Consider the following 20,504-nt stretch of genomic DNA (forward strand, 5'->3'; position numbering starts at 1 on the left):
TCCTGAGGTATGACGGCTTCCCTGAGAGTCGGCATCGAGCCGAGGTGACAGAAGTCCGACGACTTTTCGTCATTCCGGTGGGCTCGCCTTTGCGCCTGCGACCCCCGTCACAGTTCGGCGAAATGCCCCTCACCTGCACTGACGCACCCTCAGGCGTCAATAAAATAAGACAACATCGGGTCGATGTTCCGCTGAACGAGGGATAGGGCCCCGATAGGCTCCTGTGCCAACGCGGAGCTTCGCGCAACGCCCGGATGGTGGAATACGCAGACACGGCGAGCTTAAACCTCGCTGGCCTTCGGGCCGTACCGGTTCAAGTCCGGTTCCGGGCACCAACCCGGGCCGCAGGCGAGTGCCTGGGGCCCGGTGGCAAGGTCCCCGATCGACACTCCCGGCCGCTCTCCCGGGGGCCTCCCACGGATGCGGGAAAAGATCCTCCCCGAGCACTAGGGAGTTTCTTTTGCCTACGCATTACTCTTGACGCAAGACCGCGCCGCGCGGTCTGCCCATGGAGGAGTGAGATGAGGAGCAGCAACCCGGTCTTCTCGCGACGGGGGTTCAGCCGCGACAACGGCACCGCGGGCTTCGGCCAGCAGCCGCAGGCCGGGGGCCCCGCCGTAGGAACCAACCCGTACGCCACCGGCAACCCGTACGCCGACGGCGCGACGAACCCGTACGCCACCAACCCGTACGCCCCGCAGGACGCCCAGGCCGGCGCCCTGCAGCAGGCTCGCGGCAACGTGATGACGATCGACGACGTCGTGAGCCGTACGGCCATGACGCTCGGTACGGTCGTGCTCACCGCCGTCCTGTCCTGGTTCCTTCTGCCGGTCGACTCGGCCAACCTCGGCAAGTCCTACGGCATCGCCATCGGCGCCGCCCTGGTCGCCTTCGTCCTGGCGATGGTGCAGTCCTTCAAGCGCAAGCCGTCTCCCGCGCTGATCCTGGGCTACGCCGCCTTCGAGGGCGTCTTCCTCGGTGTGATCTCGGCCGCCGTCTCGACGTACATCGCCGACGGCGTGGTCATCCAGGCGGTCCTGGGCACGATGGCGGTCTTCGCCGGTGTCCTGATCGCCTACAAGATGGGCTGGATCCGGGTCAACCGACGCTTCTACGGCTTCGTGATGGCCGCCGCCATGGGCTTCATGCTGCTCATGGTCGTCAACCTGCTGTTCGCCGTCTTCGCCGGCGGTGACGGCCTCGGCTTCCGCAGCGGTGGCCTCGGCATCCTCTTCGGCGTCATCGGCGTCATCCTGGGTGCCTGCTTCCTCGCCCTCGACTTCAAGCAGGTCGAGGACGGCGTGAACTACGGCGCGCCGCGCGAGGAGGCCTGGCTGGCCGCCTTCGGTCTCACCATGACCCTGGTGTGGATCTACCTGGAGATGCTGCGTCTGCTGTCGATCCTGCAGGGCGACGACTGACGCCTCCGAGCTCGGGGGAAGGGCCCGTCCGGCTTCGTGCCGGGCGGGCCCTTTCCGCGTTCGCCCTACGGCTGTGACGCGTCGAGGAGGACGCGGGCCGCGGCCTTCGCCTGGGCGGCGGGCTCGGGGGAGCCGGTGATGCCCGCGACGACCATGGCGCCGTTGGCGAGCAGGGCGAGCTGGTCGGCGAGGGCGGGCGGGGCGCCCAGGGCGTCCGTCTGTGCGGCGAGGTACGCCCGCAGGGCCTCCTTGTGGTCGCGGGCGAGGGCGGTGACGTTCGGGGCGACGCCGCCGAGCTCCCCGAAGGTGTTGATGAAGGCGCAGCCGCGGAACCCGGGCTCGGCGAACCAGGCGCCGAGCCAGTCGAAGACCGCCAGGGCCCGCTCGTAGGGACCGTCGGCGACCCGTGCGCCGTACGCGGCGAGGGCGTCGCGGACGGCCCCGTCGCGGCGCCGCAGGACCGCCTCGACCAGGACGTCCTTGGAGGGGAAGAGCTGGTAGAGGCGCTTCAGGGAGACCCCTGACGCCGTGCGGAGCGCGTCCATGCCGACCGCCTGCACCCCGCGCTCGTCGAAGAGCCGCTCGGCGGTGTCGAGCACCTTCAGTTCGGCGGCTTCCGCGTCCATCGGCCGATCACCCCTTGCGTAGAGAACCATCGTTCTCGTAGCCTACAGGGCATCGGGAGAACGATCGTTCTCCCGTCCGGAAACACGACACCGGAAACGGGGAACGCCCATGTCCGCCTTCGCCCTGCGCGCCCGCACCGTCACCGTCGACGGGCTCGACGTCTTCTACCGGGAGGCCGGCGACCCGGCCAAGCCCACGCTCCTGCTGCTGCACGGCTTCCCGTCCAGCTCGCACATGTACCGCGGTCTCATGGCCGAGCTGGCCGACAGCTACCACCTGATCGCCCCGGACCACATCGGCTTCGGCGCCTCCGCCGCCCCGGCCGTCGAGGACTTCCCGTACGGCTTCGAGAAGCTCACCGAGGTCACCCTCGCGCTGCTCGACCGGCTCGGCGTCGACCGGTTCGCGCTCTACGTCCAGGACTACGGGGCACCCATCGGCCTGCGGATCGCCTCCCGGAACCCCGAGCGGATCACCGCGATCGTCAGCCAGAGCGGCAACGCCTACCTGGAGGGCTTCACGCCCTTCTGGGACGTGCTCTTCGCCCACGCCAAGGACCGCGCGGCCCACGAGGCCGGGGTGCGCGAGCTGCTGACCGCCGAGGCCACGCGCTGGCAGTACACCCACGGGGTGCCGGCCGATCGCCTCGACCGGATCGGCCCGGAGACCTGGACCCTGGACCAGGCCGGCCTGGACCGGCCCGGCAACAAGGAGATCCAGCTCCAGCTCTTCTGGGACTACCAGTTCAACCTCGACGGCTACCCGGCCTTCCAGGAGTACTTCCGCACCCACCGGCCGCCGCTCCTCGCGGCCTGGGGGCGCGGCGACGAGATCTTCGGACCCGCGGGCGCGGCGGCCTTCGAGCGGGACCTGCCGGACGCGGAGATCCACCTCCTGGACGCCGGCCACTTCGCCCTGGAGACCCACGGGGAGGAGATCGCCGCGCTGGTCAGGGACTTCCTCGGCCGGCACGTGAAGTGATGCCGTAGGGTCACCGCGTGCGTGATACGAGTGAACTGACCGCGGCCGTCGAGCGCTTCGCCGACCGGCTGCGGGCCGCCCCGCAGAGCCGCCTCCAGCGCGGTGCGGCGGCCGAGGGGCTGGAGCTCGCCCGGGAGCTCGCGGTGCGCGCCCAGCGCGCCGAGAGCCCGGAGCGGGAGCCGCTCACGATGCCGGACGCGGGGGTCTTCACCGTCGCCGACCAGCTCGTCGTCGCCGGGAACGACCTGGCGGAGATCCTGCGAACGGCCCCGGCCGGCTCCCGCGAGGGAGAGCTGGACGAGGCCGTGAGGCTGGTACGGGAGGCGGCGGAGCGCTCGGGGCTCTAGGGCCTGTCCGACGGATCATGGCCGGGGCCGCGGGCCTCTGTCCGGGGGATCAGGCCGGATCAGGGCCGAGCCTTACGGCTCGCGCCGCGCGGCCGGCGGTCGGAGGCCGCCGCAGCGCTCCGAAGCCCGTGAGGCCCTCGGTGGCCGAGCGGTGCCGGCGGCGCGGGATCAGAGGGACGCGATGACGCGGTCCGCCAGGATGTAGACGTTCTCCTCGTCCGTGTCGCCGTAGGAGAAGGTGAGCGCGAAGGCGCCCGAGACGCCCGAGCCGCCGAGCAGCACGGGGGAACGGCCGGAGCGCAGGGCCTCGGCGAGGCGCTCCGCGGTCTCGCGGTGGCCCGGGGTCATACAGAGCGTCGTGCCGTCCGCGAAGACGTACACGTCCAGCGTGCCGAGCGGGCCGGGGCGCACGTCGGTCAGCGCCGTACGGGTGTCCGCGAGCTCTTCGAGGCGGGCCACCGTCCGCTCGTGGTCGGTGACGACCGGGGTCTGGACCGGCACGAAGTCCGGGTGCGAGGGGTGGCGGCGGCGGGCCGCGGCCAGCTCCGGGGAGTCCTCGGGGAACTCGTCCAGCGGGTCGGCGAGCTCGGCGACGCCGTCGAGCGCGGCGGCCTCGGCCTCCATGGCCTCCAGGGCCATCGCCTCCAGGCCCGCGAAGTCGGCCTGGCGCGGGACGAAGAAGGTGCCGTCCTCGGCCGGGCCGCCGATCCCGCCGAGCAGGGACGGGGCGTCCGCCGCGTCACGGGCCTCCTGCGCGGCCCAGAAGGCACGGGCCTCCGCGAGCTCGCGCTCGCGCTCCTCGGCCAGCGCCTCGGCGACCGCGGCCCGTATCTCCGCGGCGGGCGTGGCGCGCGCCGCGGGGACCGTGACGCCGCGGGCGGCCGCCAGCTCGCTGCGGAGGCCGGTGACCTCCTTGCGGAGACCGTGGACGGCGTGCAGGGCAGCAGCGCCCACGGCCGTGGCAGCGGCCGTGGTCAGCAGCAGGGCAAGAGACATGGCGCTCACTGACGTACTCCCGATTCCGAGTCGATCCCCCGACTTCCTACATCAGCTTGTCCTGAGGTGGTGCCCGCTGTCAGTGCATTACGTCACGAATTGGACAGGTATTTCGGCCGGGTGTTTAGTCCCGAAACCCCTCTGACCTGCAGATATGAACCTCCCCCGGGACGTAGGTCACATCCTGGGGGAGATTCGGTCACGGCTCGGACGCGACGGGGTTGGTCCCGGGGTGCCCGGAGAGGCGCTCGATCAGCTCAGGCGCTCGATCACCATGGCCATGCCCTGGCCGCCGCCGACGCACATAGTCTCCAGGCCGAACTGCTTGTCGTGGAACTGGAGGCTGTTGATGAGCGTGCCGGTGATCCGGGCGCCCGTCATGCCGAAGGGGTGGCCGACGGCGATCGCGCCGCCGTTGACGTTCACCTTGTCCAGGTCCAGGCCCAGGTCCTGGTAGGACGGGATGACCTGGGCGGCGAAGGCCTCGTTGAGCTCCGCCAGGTCGATGTCGCCGATGGTCAGGCCGGCGCGCTTGAGGGCCTGCTTCGAGGCCTCGACCGGGCCCAGGCCCATGATCTCGGGGGAGAGGCCGGAGACGCCGGTGGAGACGATGCGGGCGAGCGGGGTCAGGCCGAGCTCGCGGGCCTTCGTGTCCGACATGATGACGAGTGCGGCGGCGCCGTCGTTCAGCGGGCAGCAGTTGGCGGCGGTGACCAGGCCGTCGGGGCGGAAGACCGGCTTGAGGCCCTGCACGCCCTCCAGGGTGACGCCGGCGCGCGGGCCGTCGTCGGTGGAGACGACGGTGCCGTCCGGCAGCGTCACCGGGGTGATCTCGCGCTCCCAGAAGCCGTTCTTGATGGCCTGCTCGGCGAGGTTCTGCGACCGTACGCCGAACTCGTCCATCTCCTGGCGGCTGATGCCCTTGAGGCGGGCCAGGTTCTCGGCGGTCTGGCCCATCGCGATGTACGCGTCCGGGACGATGCCGTCCTCGCGCGGGTCGTGCCAGGTGGAGCCCTCGGAGGCGGCGACCGCGGCGGTACGGGCCTCGGCCTCGGCGAAGAACGGGTTGTGGGTGTCGGGCAGCGAGTCCGAGTTGCCCCGGACGAAGCTGGACACCATCTCGACACCGGCCGAGATGAAGACGTCGCCCTCGCCCGCCTTGATCGCGTGCAGCGCCATGCGGGAGGTCTGCAGCGAGGAGGAGCAGTAGCGGGTGATCGTGCAGCCCGGCAGGTGGTCCATGCCCATCCGCACGGACACGATCCGGCCCAGGTTGTTGCCCTGCTCGCCGCCGGGCAGACCGCAGCCCAGCATGAGGTCGTCGATGTCGCGCGGGTCCAGCTCCGGCACCTTCGCCAGGGCGGCCTGGACGATGGTCGCGGTGAGGTCGTCCGCCCGCAGATCCTTGAGGGAGCCCTTGAAGGCCCGGCCGATGGGCGAGCGGGCGGTCGAGACGATCACGGCTTCGGGCATCACGGCTCCATGAGGGTGCGGAGGGGGCGGACTGAAAGGGAAGTTACCCGTACGTACCGCACGGGTCACCGCCCTGGCGGTGTGACGCGGACCTCTTTTCTAAGCGAGCGCTCAGTCGATGCCTCCCTCCGTGGCGGGGTACGGGTCATGCCTGGGCGTCCTCCGGGGCCGGGGCCGGGGATTCCGCGGCCGGCAGGCGCCTCCGCCGCCGGTGCTTCAGGAGGGCCCACGGTGCGCGGGCGCCCGTGACCTCGGTGCCCGCCTCCTTCGCCGCCTCGGCCGCCGCCTTCGCCACCGGCAGGATGTTCTCCCGGCGCGCCGGCTCCAGCCGATCGGTTTCCGGCCACACGGCCAGCGACACGCACAGCGTCGGCAGCACGGCCATCGCCGCCGTCGCGTACCCCTCCGCCGAGGGGTGGAAGTTGTCCACCCCGAACATCTCGCGCGGGTTCGCCGCGAACTCCGGGCCGAGCAGATCGCCCAGCGACACCGTCCGCCCGCCCTGCTCCACCACCACGATCGTCTGCGCCGCCGCCAGCTGCCGCGAGGCCCGCCGGGCCAGCCAGCGCAGCGGCTGGTAGACCGGCTCGATCGTCCCCAGGTCCGGACAGGTCCCGACGACCACCTCCGCGCCCGCCGTCCGCAGCCGCCGCACCGCCGCCGAGAGATGCCGCACCGACTCCGTCGGCGACATCCGGTGCGTCACGTCGTTCGCCCCGATCATGATCACGCAGACGTCGGGGGCCACCGGCTGGGAGAGCAGCAGCGACACCTGGCGCTCCAGGTCGTCCGAGCGCGCCCCCGACAGCGCCACGTTCCGCAGGACCACCGGCCGCTCCGCGACCGCCGCGAGCCCCGAGGCGAGCAGCGCGCCGGGCGTCTGACCCGTGCGGCGCACCCCCTGGCCCGCCGCCGTGGAATCACCCAGAAGGGCCATTCGCAGGGGCTCCTCCGTGCCGAAGGACCGGCCGTACAGGCCGTCCGCCACCGGCGGCAGGGGCGCCGTCCCGTTCCCCACCGACCGCTTCGCCAGCTGCATCTCGGTCAGCAGGAGTCCGACCGCCGCCACGCCGAGGAGACCGATGCTCCCGCCGCCGTACGCCGCACCCGCCGCGATCCGTCGTGCCACCCTCGCCCTCGACATGGGGGCCGTCACCTCCTCCGAGCCGCAGGGACCCTTCAAGCCGTTCAGGGTCTAACTGCCCCGTAACCCGCTCCGACTACGCATACGCTGGCCACACCATTACGGAGACCCCGGAGATTACGGTGCAATTCCACGACTCGATGATCAGCCTCGTCGGCAACACCCCGCTGGTGAAGCTCAACAACGTCACAGCGGGCATCCAGGCGACCGTCCTGGCCAAGGTCGAGTACTTCAACCCCGGAGGCTCGGTCAAGGACCGGATCGCCGTACGGATGATCGAGGCGGCCGAGCAGAGCGGCGAGCTCAAGCCCGGCGGCACCATCGTCGAGCCCACGTCCGGCAACACCGGCGTCGGCCTCGCGATCGTGGCCCAGCAGAAGGGCTACAAGTGCATCTTCGTCTGCCCCGACAAGGTGTCCCTCGACAAGATCAACGTGCTGCGGGCGTACGGCGCCGAGGTCGTGGTCTGCCCCACCGCGGTCGACCCCGAGCACCCGGACTCGTACTACAACGTCTCGGACCGGCTCGTCCGTGAGACGCCGGGCGCCTGGAAGCCCGACCAGTACTCCAACCCGAACAACCCGCGCTCCCACTACGAGACCACCGGTCCCGAGCTCTGGGAGCAGACGGACGGGAAGATCACCCACTTCGTGGCGGGCGTCGGCACCGGCGGCACCATCTCCGGCACCGGCAACTACCTCAAGGAGGTCAGCGGCGGCTCCGTGAAGGTCATCGGCGCCGACCCCGAGGGCTCGGTCTACTCCGGCGGCTCCGGCCGCCCGTACCTGGTCGAGGGCGTCGGCGAGGACTTCTGGCCGACCGCGTACGACCGGAACGTCACGGACCGGATCGTCGCCGTGTCCGACAAGGACTCCTTCCAGATGACCCGCCGCCTCGCCAAGGAGGAGGGCCTGCTCGTCGGCGGCTCCTGCGGCATGGCGGTCGTCGCCGCGCTGGAGGTCGCCAAGGAGCTCGGCCCCGACGACGTCGTGGTCGTCCTGCTGCCGGACTCCGGCCGCGGCTACATGTCGAAGATCTTCAGCGACGAGTGGATGGCGGGACACGGCTTCCTGGAGGACACCTCCTCCGCCACCGTCGCCGACGTCCTGCGGCACAAGGAGGGCGTCATGCCCTCCCTCGTCCACATGCACCCGGACGAGACCGTCGGCCAGGCCATCGAGGTGCTGCGCGAGTACGGCGTCTCCCAGATGCCCATCGTGAAGCCCGGCGCCGGCCACCCCGACGTCATGGCCGCCGAGGTCGTCGGCTCGGTCGTCGAGAAGGAGCTGCTCGACGCGCTCTTCACGAAGCGCGCCTCCCTGGACGACCCGCTGGAGCGCCACATGAGCGCGCCGCTGCCGCAGGTCGGCTCCGGTGAGCCCGTCGCCGACCTGATGACCGTCCTCGGTGAGTCCGCCGACGCGGCGATCGTCCTGGTCGAGGGCAAGCCGACCGGCGTCGTCAGCCGCCAGGACCTGCTGGCCTTCCTGGCCAACGGCGGCTCGAAGTAGGACCCCGGGCGGGTGCTGCGGCGTACGGGAAACCGGTACTTCGTACAACCGGTACGAGCGTGACACGTACGCGCAGCACCCGCTTAACACGCGTCCGGCACATTGGTGTCTGTCGGCGTCAAGGACTTCCGGAGCGGCTCCCGGGCCTCCATGGACGCCGCGGACGCGGAGACCGGCCCTGACCCGGGCCCGTGTCCCTCGCGGGGACCGCCGTCGTCCCGCCCCCCTTCACCGGGGGTGCGGCGGTCCCCGCGCCACACCTTCCCCTTCCCTCGCCTTTCCCTCTCTCCACCCGGCTGCATATCCTTATGCAGAGTCATTGGCGGGTGAATAGGTGAGGGGGCGGCATGAGCGACAGCCCGGCCGGACGGCTGCAGGCGCTCTTCGAGGGGCACCGGCTGACGCCGACCCAGCGGCGGATCGCCCACTCCATGGTGCGGCGCGCCGCCGACGTGCCCTTCCTGTCCAGCGTCGAGCTCGCCGAGCTCGCCGGGGTCAGCCAGCCCTCCGTCACCCGCTTCGCCGTCGCCCTGGGCTTCGACGGGTACCCGGCGCTCCGCAAGCACCTGCGGGAGGTCGCGCCGCCCGAGCCGGACGGGGCCGGGGGCGAGCAGGGCAACGAGTACCAGCAGGCCGTGCTCGCCGAGATCGAGAACCTGCGGCACCTCGCCGGGCTCCTCGCCGACCCCGGGCCCGTCGAGCGGGCCGGCCGGCTCCTCGCCTCCTCGCGCCCGCTGCTCGTGCTCGGCCTGCGGGCGGCTTCCTCGCAGGCGCGCGGCTTCGCCTACTTCGCCGCCAAGGTGCACCCCGACGTCCGGCTCCTCGACGAGGGCGGCTCGATGCTCACGGACCGCGTCGACGCGGCCGTACGGGCCGGGGCCACGGCGCTGCTGTGCTTCGCCCTGCCCCGGCACCCCCGGGAGGTCGTGGAGGCCCTGGAGTACGCGCGGGCGGCGGGGCTGACGGTCGTGGCCGTCGCCGATTCGGCGTTCGCGCCCGTCGCCGCCCACAGCGACCTGCTGATCCCGGCCGCCGTCGGCACCGGGCTCGCCTTCGACACCGCCTGCGCGCCGATGATGCTCGGCCGGGTCCTGCTGGAGGCCATGGCGGACGAACTCCCGGACGCGCAGGCGCGTCTGGAGGAGTTCGACACGAAGGCGGCCGCGCGGGGGCTCTTCGTCGAGTAGCCCCGGGAGCCGTGGGTTCGGTGCCCCGGGATCAGACGTCCAGCTCGTTCTCGATCTTCTTCAGCTGGTGGCGGGCCATCGCCAGGTTCGCCCGGCCCTTGTCGAGGGCCAGGTAGAGGAAGAGGCCGTCGGTGCCGCGCCCCTTGAGCAGCCGGATCAGGTGGTAGTGCCTGCCGAGGGTGATGAGGATGTCCTCGATCTCGTCGTTGAGGCCCAGGAGCTCCATCGCCCGGACCTTGGCCCGGACGACGTCGGTGTTGCCCGCCGCGGCGACGTTCAGGTCGATCTCGTTGCCACCGCCGATCGTGCCGAGCGCCATGCCGCTGGTGTAGTCCACGAGGGCAGCGCCGATGGCGCCCTCGATGGAGGCCGCTTCCTTGAGGGCAGTCTCGGTGTTCGCCATGGTGTCGTACTTCCTTTTCGAGTGTGCTGTTCGGACGGTTCGATCAGAGTCGGTTCAGGTCTTTGCGTTCCAGGGCGCCGTCGACGAGTTCCCCTATCCGGGTGCTGGACCTGCGGGCCTCCAGGTGGAGCCGGCCCACGTTGATCCGGGGCTCCGCGAGGAGCGTCAGGACGGCAGAGCCGCCTGCCGCGTAGGTCGCCACATATCCGCTCTCGCCACGGACGAGGAGCTCGCGGAAGCGGCCCTGGCCCGTGGAGTCGGTCAGCCGCTGGCCGACGCCGAGCGCCGCCGCCGTCAGCGCGGCCACGCTCTCCGCCTCGCCGTCGACGGTGTCGTGGGCGAGCACGAGGCCGTCGGCGCTGGCCGCGAGGGCTCCGGTCAGCTGGGGCAGCCGGGCCCGCAGCCGTCTGAGCTCGCTGAGGACTTCTGTCTCCGCAGTCATGAGCTGTCTCCTCTCGGCGCGCAGGCGCAGGGCACGTCTCATCACAGATGTGCCTCCAGGGCGTCACGGAGCCGGCGCAGCAGGGCGATGTCGGGGTCTGCCACCTGCGGGGCCGCCAGGAGCGGTTGCGGGGGCGGTACGGGGCCGGGGTCGGGTCGGGGATCCGGCTCCGGCGGGGTCTCGACGAGCCCGGCCGCGGCGAGCCGCCGGACGTCGAGAAGTGTGTGGAAGGCGGGGCGGCCGAGCAGCCGGGCGAGGTCCGCGGGGGTCCGCTCCCCGTCGGCGGCGGCGAGCAGGGCGCGCTGCCGGGCTCCGACGGTCTGGCCGGGGGCGGCGGGGCGCGGCACCACCGGGGTGTTGTCGACGGAGGCGTACGGCCAGACGGCGTCGAGGAGTTCGCGGCGGCGGACGGTCTCGCGCTCGACGGCCTCGGCGGAGACCGGCCGCACCGTGCCGAACCAGTGGCCCACGCCGTACCGGAAGCGGGTCGGTCCGCTGGTGGGGGAGAGGGCGAAGAAGGCCGCGTCGAAGACGGCGCCGAGGTGGCAGATCTCCAGCTCGCCGTCGTGCAGCCGGCCGCTGTCGACGAGGAAGCGGCCGACGGCGCGGTGGGCGCCGGCCCGGTCGACGGCCTCGTCCCAGCCCTCGCGCGGCAGCCGCCCGCCGGTGGTCAGGAGGACGTCGACGCCGGGGGCGGCGGGGCTCTCGGCGTGCACGACGCGGCCGTCGACGAGGTAGAGCGTGCCGTGGTCGCGCAGCAGCGCGCCGGTGGCCTTCTCGGCGGCGAGCCGGACCAGCATCGGGGACACGGGGGTGGCCACCGCGCTCATCCGAGGACCAGCCTCTCGGCGAGGTCGCGGAGCCGTATCCGGGCGAGGGCGAGGTTGCCGGCGTCGCGGTCGAGCCAGAGGTGGAGGAAGACGCTGCTGTCGAAGGAGGTCTCGACGAAGCGTATGACGTGGTAGCCGGCGCGGGTGGTGACGATCACGTCCTCGACGGGCGGACCGTCGGAGGGTATGTCGCCCGCCGCCACGAAGGAGTCGAACTCGGCGGCGGACCGGGCGAGTTCGGCCGTCTCGGCGGCCGTCGTCTCGTGGTCGCCGACGGGTGAGTCCCCTGCGGTCCCGAGCGCGAGCCCGCTGGTCCAGTCGACCAGGGAGGCTCCGCGAGCGCCTGGCACGGCCATGGCCTCCAGCAGGCACTCGTCGATTCCGGGCACGCGGATTCCCCTCCCGATACGGTGCGCGAACGAACGGCGGTGACGGTGACGTTACTGAACGTTCCGGCCCGCGGGAGGTGTTCTGGCATTTTCCATCGGAACATGCCCGAGGGTGGCGGGAATTGACCGCCCGTGCTCGTCAGGCGCGGGACTCGACCGCGTTCGCGATCTCGGACAGGTCCTTCGCGAGCGCCTTGGCGACGGCCTTCGCGCCGAAGCGGGCGAGCAGGCGGGCGACGAATCCGGGGGTGCGGCCGGCCGCCGGGCGGGCCGAGAAGGCCATCCGCAGGGTAGTGGCCCCGCCGTCGGCCTTGAGGGTGAGCTCGGAGACGTAGTGCATGCCGTGCGACTCGGCGACCGTGACGTACCGGTCGGGCGGCACGCACTCGGTCACGGTCATCTCCTCCGTGGCCTCCTTGCCCAGCATCTTCCGCGTCTCACGCCAGCGCGTCCCCACGCCGAAGCCGCCCTCGGTGAGCACCTCGACCTTCTGGACGCCCGAGAGGACGCGGGGCATGTCCCGGAGGTCGGTGATCGACTCCCAGACGCGCCCGGGGGAGGCGGCGATCCGGCGTTCGACGACGACGGAGGTGGTGTCCGTACCCGATCCAGTCATGTCCTCATCGAAGCCGTGCCGCCGCGCCCGCGCTACCCGAAGGGCCCGCCCGCGCTACCGGGCGCCCCCTGCCCGCGCGATCCGGCGGGCCCGCCCGCTATCCGACGAGGGCGTTCGCATGCGCCCCGCCCGCCTCCGCGACGATCTCGTCGAGCGTCTGGGCCCTCCGTACCGTCGAGAACGCCACCGCCCCGTCGTCGCCCACCGTGAAGCCGTGGACAGCGGGCCGGGGCAGGCTGTTGTACGCGTAGTGGTGGGCGAAGCAGTACGCGCCGGTGTCCGGGACGGCGACGACGTCGCCCGGGTGCAGCAGCGGCAGCTCCCGGCCGGTGGCGAGCAGGTCCCCGGCGAAGCAGGCGGGCCCCGCCACGTCCTGGACGGTGGGCTCCCCGGCGCGGGGGCGGCCCCCGGCGTCGTACGCGAGGATCCGCAGCGGCCAGGACTCGGGGGCGTAGACCGTACGGGTGGCGAGCTGGACGCCCGCGTGGGTGACGGCGATCGGGCGGCCCCCGGAGGTCTTCGTGTACTCGACCCGGGCGAGGACCGTGCCGTGCTTGGCGAGCAGGGAGCGGCCGAACTCGGTGACGAGCCGGTAGCGGCCGTCGAGGAGCCCGGGGGCGGTGTCGGCGAGGAGGCGGGCGTACTCGGCGTACGTCGGCGTCTCCTCGTCGGAGGTGAAGTTGACCGGCAGCCCGCCGCCGATGTCGAGGGTGTCGATCTGCTGCCGGCCCGCCTTGTGGTTGATCTCCTCGGCGAGGGCGTAGGTCTCCCCGACGCCTTCGGCCATCAGGGCGAGCGGGACGCCCTGGGAACCGGTGTGGGTGTGCAGCCGGGTGAGCCAGGGGCGGTCCAGGTAGGCCTGGACGACGCCCTCGCGTGCGCCCTCGTCGCGGAGTGCCACGCCGAACTTGGAGGTGGCGGTCGCGGTCGAGAGCGCGCCGATGGAACCGGCTCCGACCTGAGGGTTCACCCGGAGTCCGAGGGGCGAGGCGGTGGGCGCGGAGGCGACGAGCGCGTCGAGGCGGTCCAGCTCCTGGAGGTTGTCGGCGTTGACGGCGATCCCGAGCGCGAGGGCCTGGCGCAGCTCGGCCGGGGTCTTGGCGGGGGAGTCGAGCACGGTGTGGGTGGGCGGGATCCCGGCGGCGCGGGCGAGGGCGAGCTCGCCGGGGCTGGCGACCTCGACGCCGAGCCCCGCGTCGTGGAGAAGGCGCAGGACGGGGACGAGCGGGGCGGCCTTGACGGCGAAGGCATGGAGGACGTGGGCGTCGGTGACGGCGGCGAAAGCACTGGTCAGGGCGGCGGCGGAGGCGCGGATGCCGGCGGTGTCGAGGAGTGCGACGACGGGCTCGGCGGGGGAGAGCAGTCCTTGGTCGACGGAGGCTCGGACGGCGAGATCACGGCGGTAGGAGGCCATGCGGCCCATCCTCGTCCATCGCTTCACCGGTACGGGTGAGGGCCGCCCTGTTGACTACAACTATTCAGCGCGCCAAGATGTGAATATCTGATCGACATTCGAGGAGGCACCCCCATGTCAGGACCCCGCCCCGTCCGAGCAGCACGCGGTACGGAACTGAGCGCCCTGGGATGGCAGCAGGAAGCCGCCCTCCGGATGCTCCAGAACAACCTCGACCCCGAGGTCGCCGAGCACCCCGACAAGCTCGTCGTCTACGGCGGCACCGGCAAGGCCGCCCGCGACTGGCGCTCGTACGACGCCATGGTCCGCACGCTGCGCACGCTGAAGCAGGACGAGACGATGCTCGTCCAGTCCGGCCGCCCCGTCGGCGTCATGCAGACCCACGAGTGGGCCCCGCGCGTCCTCATCGCCAACTCCAACCTGGTCGGCGACTGGGCCAACTGGGAGGAGTTCCGGCGCCTGGAGGCCCTCGGCCTCACCATGTACGGCCAGATGACCGCCGGCTCCTGGATCTACATCGGCACCCAGGGCATCCTCCAGGGCACGTACGAGACCTTCGCCGCCGTCGCCGCGAAGAAGTTCAACGGCACCCTCGCCGGCACCATCACCCTCACCGCCGGCCTCGGCGGCATGGGCGGCGCCCAGCCCCTCGCCGTGACGATGAACGACGGCGTCGCCATCTGCATCGACGTCGACCCGCGCGCCATCGAGCGCCGCATCGAGCACCGCTACCTGGACGTCAAGGCCGACAACCTCGCCCACGCCCTCCGGCTCGCCGTCGAGGCCCGCGACGCCCGCCGCCCGCTCTCCATCGGCCTTCTCGGCAACGCCGCCGAGCTGCTCCCGCAGATGCTCGCCGAGGGCGCCCCGATCGACATCGTGACGGACCAGACCTCCGCCCACGACCCGCTCTCCTACCTCCCCGTCGGCATCGCCTTCGAGGACATGGCCGACGCGGCGGCGAAGGACCCGGCCGGCTTCACCCAGCGCTCGCGCGAGTCCATGGCCAAGCACGTCGAGGCCATGGTCGGCTTCATGGACGCCGGCTCCGAGGTCTTCGACTACGGCAACTCGATCCGCGGTGAGGCGCAGCTCGCCGGCTACGACCGCGCCTTCGCCTTCCCCGGCTTCGTCCCCGCCTACATCCGCCCGCTGTTCTGCGAGGGCAAGGGCCCCTTCCGCTGGGCCGCCCTCTCCGGCGAGGCCTCCGACATCCACAAGACGGACAAGGCGATCCTGGAGCTCTTCCCGGAGAACGAGTCCCTCCACCGCTGGATCAAGATGGCCGGCGAGCGCGTCCACTTCCAGGGCCTCCCCGCCCGCATCTGCTGGCTCGGCCAGGGCGAGCGCGACAAGGCCGGCGACATGTTCAACGACATGGTCGGCAACGGCACCCTCGCCGCGCCCCTGGCGATCGGCCGCGACCACCTCGACTGCGGCTCGGTGGCCTCCCCGTACCGCGAGACCGAGGCCATGCTCGACGGCTCGGACGCCATCGCCGACTGGCCGCTCCTCAACGCCATGGTCAACGTCGCCTCCGGCGCCTCCTGGGTCTCCCTCCACCACGGCGGCGGCGTCGGCATGGGCCGCTCCATCCACGCGGGCCAGGTCACGGTCGCCGACGGCACCCCGCTCGCCGGCGAGAAGATCCGCCGCGTGCTCACCAACGACCCGGGCATGGGCGTCATCCGCCACGTCGACGCCGGCTACGACATCGCCGAGCGGGTCGCCGACGAGAAGGGCGTCCGCGTCCCGATGCGCGAGGGCTCCGGCCAGGAGACCTCCGGCGCCGAGGCCTCCGCGTGAGCGACACCTTCCACGCCATGTGGCGTTCGCTGCGGCCCATCGGCCGCAGCGACGCCTCGGGCGGCTACCGCCGCTACGCCTGGACCGGGGCCGACGCCGACTGCCGGCTCTGGTTCCGGATGCAGGCCGAGGCGCGCCGCCTCGACGTCGAGACCGACCGGAACGGCAACCAGTGGGCCTGGCTCGGCGACCCGACGGCCGGCGACGCGGTCGTCACCGGCTCCCACCTGGACTCCGTCCCGGACGGCGGTGCCTTCGACGGCCCCCTCGGTGTCGTCTCGGCCTTCGCCGCACTCGACGAACTGCGCTCCCGCGGTGCCGTGTTCAAGAAGCCCCTCGCCATCGTCAACTTCGGTGACGAGGAGGGGGCCCGCTTCGGCCTCGCCTGCGTCGGCTCCCGCCTCACCGCGGGCCGGCTGACGAAGGAGCAGGCGTACGAGCTCCGCGACGCCGACGGGATCAGCCTCCCGCAGGCGATGGAGGCGGCGGGACACGACCCTTCGGCCATCGGCCCGGACCCCGAGCGGCTCGCCCGCATCGGCGCCTTCGTCGAACTGCACGTCGAGCAGGGCCGGGCCCTGGACCTGTCCGGCGACTCCGTCGGCCTCGCCTCCGCGATCTGGCCGCACGGCCGCTGGCGGTACGACTTCGCCGGTGAGGCCAACCACGCCGGCACCACCCGGCTCGTCGACCGCCGCGACCCGATGCTCACCTACGCGGAGACGGTCCTCGCCGCCCGCCGCGAGGCCGAACTCGCGGGCGCCGTCGCCACCTTCGGCAAGATCGCGGTCGAGCCGAACGGCGTCAACGCCATCCCGTCCCTCGTCCGCGGCTGGCTCGACGCCCGCGCCGCCGACCAGGGCGCGCTGGACAAGGTCGTCACGGGCATCGAGGCGGAGGCCCGCGCCTACGCCGAGCGCCACGGCATCGACCTCACCGTCGTCCGGGAGTCCTTCACCCCGGTCGTGGACTTCTCGCACGCCCTGCGCGACGAGCTGGCCCGCGTCCTCGGCGAGAAGACCCCCGTCCTCGGCACGGGCGCGGGACACGACGCCGGAATCCTCTCCGAATCGATCCCGACCGCCATGCTGTTCGTACGGAACCCCACCGGCGTCTCGCACTCCCCGGCCGAATTCGCGGCCGAGGACGACTGCGTGGCCGGGGTCCTCGCACTCGCCGACGTACTGGAGGACCTGGCGTGTCGCTGACGACGTACTGGCTGGAGCACGCCTGGCTCGACACGAACGTCGAGCCGGGCGTGACCCTGACCGTGTCCATCAGCGGCTCCGCCGCGGGTCCGGCGGACGGCCGTATCACCGCCGTCCGCACCGGGGTCGACACCCCGCCCCCGGGCGCGGTCGTCCTGCGCGGCCTGACGATCCCCGGCCTCTCCAACGCCCACTCGCACGCCTTCCACCGCGCCCTGCGCGGCACCGTCCAGGTCGGCTCCGGCACCTTCTGGACCTGGCGCGAGGTGATGTACACGGTCGCCCAGCGGCTCACCCCCGACAGCTACTTCGCGCTCGCCCGCGCCGTGTACGCGGAGATGGCGCTCGCCGGCATCACCTCCGTCGGAGAGTTCCACTACCTCCACCACGCGCCCGGCGGCAGCCCGTACGCCGACCCCAACGCGATGGGCGAGGCGCTGATCGCCGCCGCCGCCGAGGCCGGCATCCGCATCACCCTCCTCGACACCGCCTACCTCTCCTCCGGCTTCGGCGCCGCCCCCGACCGGCACCAGCTCCGCTTCTCCGACGGCACGGCGGAGAAGTGGGCCGAGCGGGTCTCGGCGCTCAAGGAACGGGACGGCGTCCGCGTCGGAGCGGCGATCCACTCCGTCCGGGCCGTCCCGGCGGACCAGCTCGCCACCGTGGCCCGCTGGGCGCAGGACAGGGAGGCCCCCCTCCACGTCCACCTCTCGGAGCAGACCGCCGAGAACGACGCCTGCCTCGCGGCGCACGGCATCACCCCGACCCAGCTCCTCGCCGAGCACGGCGTCCTCGGGCCCAGCACCACCGGCGTCCACAACACGCACCTGACGGACGGCGACATCGCCCTCCTCGGCTCCTCGACCACCGGCACCTGCATGTGCCCGACGACCGAACGCGACCTCGCCGACGGCATCGGTCCCGCGGTCGCCCTCCAGCGGGCCGGCTCGCCGCTCTCCCTGGGCAGCGACAGCCACGCGGTCATCGACCTCCTGGAGGAGGCGCGGGCCATGGAGCTGAACGAGCGCCTGCGCACCCGCACGCGAGGTCACTGGACGGCGGCGGCACTCCTGCGCGCGGCGACCGCCGACGGCCACGCGGCCCTCGGCTGGCCGGACGCGGGCACCCTGGAGGCCGGCGCGCTCGCCGACTTCACGACGATCGCCCTGGACACGGTCAGGACAGCGGGACCGCTACCGCGTCTGGCAGTCGAGACGGCGGTATTCGCCGCGTCGGCAGCGGACGTCCGTCACACGGTCGTGGCCGGCCGTCACGTCGTACGGGACGGGGTCCACCACTCCGTACCGGACGTGGCCGGCGCGCTCGCGGACTCGATCGCCGCCCTGCGCGGCTGAAGGAGACACCCCTCACCATGAACACCGGCCCCGCGGCGACGAACAACCCGGCGGCGAGCTCCGCCCCCACGAGCGCGAACAGTGCCGTGGCGACGACCGCCACCGCCATCGTCAACATCGCCAGTCTCGTCACGAACGATCCCTCCCTCGGTGATGGCAGCCGCCTGGGTCTGATCCAGGACGCGGCCGTCGTCATCGAGGGCGACCGTGTCGTCTGGGTCGGTGAATCCAGCAAAGCACCCGCCACTGACAACAGGGTCGACGCCGGCGGCCGGGCCGTGATCCCCGGCTTCGTCGACTCCCACTCGCACCTCGTCTTCGCGGGCGACCGCACCGCCGAGTTCAACGCCCGCATGTCGGGCCAGGCGTACGCGGCGGGCGGCATCCGCACGACGGTCGCGGCGACGAGGGCGGCGAGCGACGAGGCCCTCTCGGCCAACGTGGCCCGCTTCCTGCGGGAGGCCCTCCGCCAGGGCACGACCACCTTCGAGACGAAGTCCGGCTACGGCCTGACCGTCGAGGACGAGGCCCGTGCCCTGCGGATCGCCGCCGAGCACACCGACGAGGTGACGTACCTCGGCGCGCACATCGTCTCCCCGGACTACGCGGACGACCCGGCCGCCTACGTCGAGCTCGTCACCGGCGAGATGCTCGACGCCTGCGCCCCGCACGCCCGCTGGGTCGACGTCTTCTGCGAGAAGGGCGCCTTCGACGGCGACCAGGCCCGCGCGATCCTCACCGCCGGAAAGGCGAAGGGCCTGCACCCCCGGGTCCACGCCAACCAGCTGACGTACGGCCCCGGCGTGCAGCTGGCGGTGGAGCTGGACGCGGCGAGCGCCGACCACTGCACCCACCTCACCGACGCCGACGTCGACGCCCTGGCCTCCGGGAACACGGTGGCCACCCTCCTGCCCGGCGCCGAGTTCTCCACCCGCGCCGAGTGGCCGAACGCCCGCCGTCTCCTGGACGCGGGCGTGACCGTCGCCCTCTCCACGGACTGCAACCCGGGCTCGTCCTTCACGTCCTCCGTCCCCTTCTGCATCGCCCTCGCGGTACGGGACATGGGCATGACCCCCGACGAGGCCGTCTGGTCCGCCACGGCCGGCGGCGCGGCGGCGCTCCGCCGCACGGACGTCGGCCGTCTGACGGCCGGCTCCCGCGCCGACCTCGCCGTCCTCGACGCCCCCTCCCACGTCCACCTGGCGTACCGCCCGGGCGTGCCGCTGGTCGCCGAGGTCTGGCGGAAGGGCGTCCGCACGGTCTGACGTACACACGACGAGGCGTCAAAGCGACGCAGCGGCGGTGGGTCGGCTCGCACGTACCGTTGAGTACCGGTACTCATGTGGCCGGCCCGCCGCCGCTCGCATGATTCCTGCATGAGAAGTCGGAACCGCCTCGCGAAGATCGTCCTGGCCGCCGCGCTCGGCAGCATGGCCCTGACCGCCTGTGGCACGGCGGACGCCACCGGCAAGCCGCCCGCCAAGGCGTCCGCCGTGGCCGTCGGCGCCTCGGCGAAGCCGAAGCCCGCCACCACGCCGACGCCGACGCGGTCCCTCCCCTCGGACGGCCTGGCGGAACACCCCGACCCGTTCGCGCGCTTCCTGGCCCTGAACTCCCGCGTGCTGGACGGTTGTGTGCCCGGTGGGCTGCCCGAGCCGCCCTCCCTGGGCCCGGAGGAATCGGTCCCGCCGCAGAACCGGCCGGGTCAGCCGATGCCGGAGGAGCCGGAGGAGCTCCCGTTCCCCACGGACTTCCCGCCGCCGCCGCCCGCCCCGGAGCCGGCCCCCACCAAGTCCGGTCCGGTCGAGGAAGTTCCGCTGACCGACGTCGAGAAGTGCGCCGGCGACGCGCACGCCGAGCGCGTCCGCACGGCGTTCGACGACGCGGCCCCGGCCGACTACCCGGCGCTGCAGAAGAAGCTGACGAGCCTGGACTACCCGCCGTCGTTCATCAACCGGATGCCGGACCAGGGCGGCTCGCCCCGGGCCCGGATCGACCTCCGCTTCATGGGCGGCCGCCTGGTCCTGGACGTCACGGGGACCGACCGTGGGGTCACAGCCGAACCCTTCGGAGCTCCTGATGCGGAAGACGTCCGGATCACCGAGGTGAAGCGGAAGCCGTAGCCAGGCCGGCGACCAGCTCCGGCGCTCGTCCAGCGCGTACACGGCCGCGGTCCTGCCCCGCCCGATGATCTTCAACTTCCCTTCCCCGCCCCTCTCTTGTCCGTCCCCGCCCCTGCGTGACGGCCGCTTCACAGTGCGGTCACGGAATGGCCGAGTATGCCTGCCGAGGAGGGGTTCGGACCGGTACCGTCCTGTCCTGGCAGTACTCAGGGGGTAGACCGGGGGGTCGGC

20 protein-coding genes and 1 tRNA gene are annotated in these 20,504 nt (G+C 72.4%); 11 read left to right on the forward strand and 10 right to left on the reverse strand.

Annotation, left to right across the window (positions count from 1 at the left end; genetic code table 11):
• The first annotated feature begins 248 nt into the window (after positions 1-248).
• Together DEJ46_RS24140 and DEJ46_RS24145 are read left to right on the forward strand one after the other, a co-directional pair.
• A tRNA-Leu gene (locus DEJ46_RS24140) sits at positions 249-335 on the forward strand.
• Positions 336-521: 186 nt separating this feature from the next.
• Entirely contained in the window at positions 522-1,421 is a 900-nt protein-coding gene (locus tag DEJ46_RS24145; protein ID WP_150269571.1) for a Bax inhibitor-1/YccA family membrane protein, read from the forward strand.
• 65 nt (positions 1,422-1,486) lie between these two features.
• Here DEJ46_RS24145 and DEJ46_RS24150 read toward each other — a convergent pair whose 3' ends face one another.
• Entirely contained in the window at positions 1,487-2,047 is a 561-nt protein-coding gene (locus tag DEJ46_RS24150; RefSeq protein WP_150269573.1) for a TetR/AcrR family transcriptional regulator, read from the reverse strand.
• Between the two features lie 109 nt (positions 2,048-2,156).
• Between DEJ46_RS24150 and DEJ46_RS24155 the strand changes: the two genes are divergently transcribed.
• Complete coding sequence (locus DEJ46_RS24155) at positions 2,157-3,029, forward strand: alpha/beta fold hydrolase (protein ID WP_150269575.1); 873 nt, start codon at positions 2,157-2,159, stop codon at positions 3,027-3,029.
• A 17-nt stretch (positions 3,030-3,046) separates the two neighbouring features.
• Positions 3,047-3,376 (forward strand): hypothetical protein, encoded by a 330-nt coding sequence (locus DEJ46_RS24160; protein WP_150269577.1) that lies wholly within the window; start codon positions 3,047-3,049, stop codon positions 3,374-3,376.
• Positions 3,377-3,544: 168 nt separating this feature from the next.
• On the opposite strand, the gene DEJ46_RS24165 is transcribed toward DEJ46_RS24160, so the two are convergent.
• From DEJ46_RS24165 to DEJ46_RS24175, 3 genes are all read right to left on the reverse strand, one after another.
• The gene (locus DEJ46_RS24165; protein WP_150269578.1) at positions 3,545-4,381 is read right to left on the reverse strand and encodes a hypothetical protein; all 837 of its coding nucleotides are present in this window, start codon (positions 4,379-4,381) and stop codon (positions 3,545-3,547) included.
• A 243-nt stretch (positions 4,382-4,624) separates the two neighbouring features.
• On the reverse strand, positions 4,625-5,845 hold the full coding sequence (locus DEJ46_RS24170; protein ID WP_150269580.1) for an acetyl-CoA C-acetyltransferase: 1,221 nt from the start codon (positions 5,843-5,845) through the stop codon (positions 4,625-4,627).
• 145 nt (positions 5,846-5,990) lie between these two features.
• Positions 5,991-6,974 carry an SGNH/GDSL hydrolase family protein gene (locus DEJ46_RS24175; protein WP_150274728.1) on the reverse strand — a complete coding sequence of 328 codons (984 nt, stop codon included), beginning with the start codon at positions 6,972-6,974 and terminating at the stop codon, positions 5,991-5,993.
• A 137-nt stretch (positions 6,975-7,111) separates the two neighbouring features.
• Here DEJ46_RS24175 and DEJ46_RS24180 point away from each other — a divergent pair, with 137 nt between their 5' ends.
• Both DEJ46_RS24180 and DEJ46_RS24185 read left to right on the forward strand, forming a co-directional pair.
• Complete coding sequence (locus DEJ46_RS24180) at positions 7,112-8,500, forward strand: cystathionine beta-synthase (RefSeq protein WP_150269582.1); 1,389 nt, start codon at positions 7,112-7,114, stop codon at positions 8,498-8,500.
• A gap of 347 nt (positions 8,501-8,847) precedes the next feature.
• Positions 8,848-9,687, forward strand: a complete 840-nt coding sequence (locus DEJ46_RS24185; protein WP_150269584.1) for a MurR/RpiR family transcriptional regulator — start codon at positions 8,848-8,850, stop codon at positions 9,685-9,687.
• Positions 9,688-9,718: 31 nt separating this feature from the next.
• On the opposite strand, the gene DEJ46_RS24190 is transcribed toward DEJ46_RS24185, so the two are convergent.
• From DEJ46_RS24190 to DEJ46_RS24215, 6 genes are all read right to left on the reverse strand, one after another.
• A complete protein-coding gene (locus DEJ46_RS24190; RefSeq protein ID WP_150269586.1) occupies positions 9,719-10,090 on the reverse strand; it encodes a hypothetical protein in 372 nt (123 codons plus the stop codon).
• 43 nt (positions 10,091-10,133) lie between these two features.
• The gene (locus DEJ46_RS24195) at positions 10,134-10,532 is read right to left on the reverse strand and encodes a roadblock/LC7 domain-containing protein (protein WP_150269588.1); all 399 of its coding nucleotides are present in this window, start codon (positions 10,530-10,532) and stop codon (positions 10,134-10,136) included.
• A 41-nt stretch (positions 10,533-10,573) separates the two neighbouring features.
• Positions 10,574-11,362: a transcriptional regulator gene (locus DEJ46_RS24200; RefSeq protein WP_150269590.1), complete on the reverse strand. Its 789-nt coding sequence runs from the start codon at positions 11,360-11,362 to the stop codon at positions 10,574-10,576.
• Positions 11,359-11,751 (reverse strand): hypothetical protein, encoded by a 393-nt coding sequence (locus DEJ46_RS24205; protein ID WP_150269592.1) that lies wholly within the window; start codon positions 11,749-11,751, stop codon positions 11,359-11,361. Before DEJ46_RS24205 ends, DEJ46_RS24200 begins: the two co-directional genes overlap by 4 nt.
• Positions 11,752-11,890: 139 nt before the next feature.
• The gene (locus DEJ46_RS24210; protein ID WP_150269594.1) at positions 11,891-12,367 is read right to left on the reverse strand and encodes an SRPBCC family protein; all 477 of its coding nucleotides are present in this window, start codon (positions 12,365-12,367) and stop codon (positions 11,891-11,893) included.
• Positions 12,368-12,464: 97 nt separating this feature from the next.
• The gene (locus DEJ46_RS24215; protein ID WP_150269596.1) at positions 12,465-13,790 is read right to left on the reverse strand and encodes a diaminopimelate decarboxylase; all 1,326 of its coding nucleotides are present in this window, start codon (positions 13,788-13,790) and stop codon (positions 12,465-12,467) included.
• A 105-nt stretch (positions 13,791-13,895) separates the two neighbouring features.
• Here DEJ46_RS24215 and hutU point away from each other — a divergent pair, with 105 nt between their 5' ends.
• From hutU to DEJ46_RS24240, 5 genes are all read left to right on the forward strand, one after another.
• Positions 13,896-15,587, forward strand: coding sequence for a urocanate hydratase (gene hutU, locus DEJ46_RS24220; RefSeq protein WP_150269598.1), 1,692 nt, complete (start codon positions 13,896-13,898; stop codon positions 15,585-15,587).
• On the forward strand, positions 15,584-16,795 hold the full coding sequence (locus DEJ46_RS24225) for an allantoate amidohydrolase (protein ID WP_150269600.1): 1,212 nt from the start codon (positions 15,584-15,586) through the stop codon (positions 16,793-16,795). The genes hutU and DEJ46_RS24225 overlap by 4 nt, the downstream gene beginning before the upstream one ends.
• Positions 16,786-18,150 (forward strand): formimidoylglutamate deiminase, encoded by a 1,365-nt coding sequence (locus DEJ46_RS24230; RefSeq protein ID WP_150269602.1) that lies wholly within the window; start codon positions 16,786-16,788, stop codon positions 18,148-18,150. Before DEJ46_RS24225 ends, DEJ46_RS24230 begins: the two co-directional genes overlap by 10 nt.
• 17 nt (positions 18,151-18,167) lie before the next feature.
• Positions 18,168-19,415, forward strand: a complete 1,248-nt coding sequence (gene hutI / locus DEJ46_RS24235; protein ID WP_150269604.1) for an imidazolonepropionase — start codon at positions 18,168-18,170, stop codon at positions 19,413-19,415.
• Positions 19,416-19,526: 111 nt separating this feature from the next.
• Entirely contained in the window at positions 19,527-20,273 is a 747-nt protein-coding gene (locus DEJ46_RS24240) for a hypothetical protein (RefSeq protein ID WP_150269606.1), read from the forward strand.
• Positions 20,274-20,504: the final 231 nt, after the last annotated feature.

Origin of the sequence: Streptomyces venezuelae (assembly GCF_008642375.1) — a bacterium.
GTDB lineage: Bacteria > Actinomycetota > Actinomycetes > Streptomycetales > Streptomycetaceae > Streptomyces > Streptomyces venezuelae_G.

Excerpts from the sequence above, each read along its gene's own strand:
- DEJ46_RS24145 (WP_150269571.1), top strand. The coding sequence starts at position 522 with ATGAGGAGCAGCAACCCGGTCTTCTCGCGACGGGGGTTCAGCCGCGAC.
- DEJ46_RS24150 (WP_150269573.1), bottom strand. The coding sequence starts at position 2,047 with ATGGACGCGGAAGCCGCCGAACTGAAGGTGCTCGACACCGCCGAGCGG.
- DEJ46_RS24155 (WP_150269575.1), top strand. The coding sequence starts at position 2,157 with ATGTCCGCCTTCGCCCTGCGCGCCCGCACCGTCACCGTCGACGGGCTC.
- DEJ46_RS24170 (WP_150269580.1), bottom strand. The coding sequence starts at position 5,845 with ATGCCCGAAGCCGTGATCGTCTCGACCGCCCGCTCGCCCATCGGCCGG.
- DEJ46_RS24185 (WP_150269584.1), top strand. The coding sequence starts at position 8,848 with ATGAGCGACAGCCCGGCCGGACGGCTGCAGGCGCTCTTCGAGGGGCAC.
- DEJ46_RS24190 (WP_150269586.1), bottom strand. The coding sequence starts at position 10,090 with ATGGCGAACACCGAGACTGCCCTCAAGGAAGCGGCCTCCATCGAGGGC.
- DEJ46_RS24195 (WP_150269588.1), bottom strand. The coding sequence starts at position 10,532 with ATGACTGCGGAGACAGAAGTCCTCAGCGAGCTCAGACGGCTGCGGGCC.
- DEJ46_RS24200 (WP_150269590.1), bottom strand. The coding sequence starts at position 11,362 with ATGAGCGCGGTGGCCACCCCCGTGTCCCCGATGCTGGTCCGGCTCGCC.
- DEJ46_RS24210 (WP_150269594.1), bottom strand. The coding sequence starts at position 12,367 with ATGACTGGATCGGGTACGGACACCACCTCCGTCGTCGTCGAACGCCGG.
- DEJ46_RS24215 (WP_150269596.1), bottom strand. The coding sequence starts at position 13,790 with ATGGGCCGCATGGCCTCCTACCGCCGTGATCTCGCCGTCCGAGCCTCC.
- hutU (WP_150269598.1), top strand. The coding sequence starts at position 13,896 with ATGTCAGGACCCCGCCCCGTCCGAGCAGCACGCGGTACGGAACTGAGC.
- hutI (WP_150269604.1), top strand. The coding sequence starts at position 18,168 with ATGAACACCGGCCCCGCGGCGACGAACAACCCGGCGGCGAGCTCCGCC.
- DEJ46_RS24240 (WP_150269606.1), top strand. The coding sequence starts at position 19,527 with ATGAGAAGTCGGAACCGCCTCGCGAAGATCGTCCTGGCCGCCGCGCTC.